The organism is Photorhabdus africana, from assembly GCF_035181445.1.
GTDB lineage: Bacteria > Pseudomonadota > Gammaproteobacteria > Enterobacterales > Enterobacteriaceae > Photorhabdus > Photorhabdus laumondii.
The window spans coordinates 1-379 of the sequence record NZ_JAXBVE010000205.1 but is presented as its reverse complement, the minus strand read 5'-3'; the positions used below and the strand labels follow the sequence as shown (position 1 = coordinate 379).

The window sequence follows — 379 nt, the reverse complement described above, 5'->3', positions numbered from 1 at the left end:
CACGTAACTATAAGGACTTACGCCACCCCTTAAGTTTAGCGGATCTGGCGATAAGTACTGGCCTGTTTCCCTCTCGTAATAACGGTGCCGATTATAAAATAAACCGCTTTCCTCGTCTTCATACTGACCGGCGAACCGGAAATTACACGTCAGGTTGCGCGGGTCATTGACCGTCAGCACCGGCCAGCATTCCGGCTCGCCCCAGGTGAGCAGTCGTCCGGCCCATATCAGCTCCCCGGCCTCGGTCAGGATTTCCCGCACCGTTCCCTGATGGTCTTAGGGACTACCCCGACACAACCCTACTTTTTTGTCGGGATTTTTTCTTTAATAACAACCTGTTAAAGAGCCACTTTGTCCCACTGCCCTCACCGCCGCGAAC

1 protein-coding gene is annotated in these 379 nt (G+C 53.6%); it reads right to left on the bottom strand.

Features of this window, described 5'->3' with window-relative positions; translation table 11 throughout:
* On the bottom strand, positions 1-180 hold a 180-nt coding region (locus SLS51_RS23415), incomplete at its 3' end, for an RHS repeat-associated core domain-containing protein (protein ID WP_323840864.1).
* Positions 181-379: the final 199 nt, after the last annotated feature.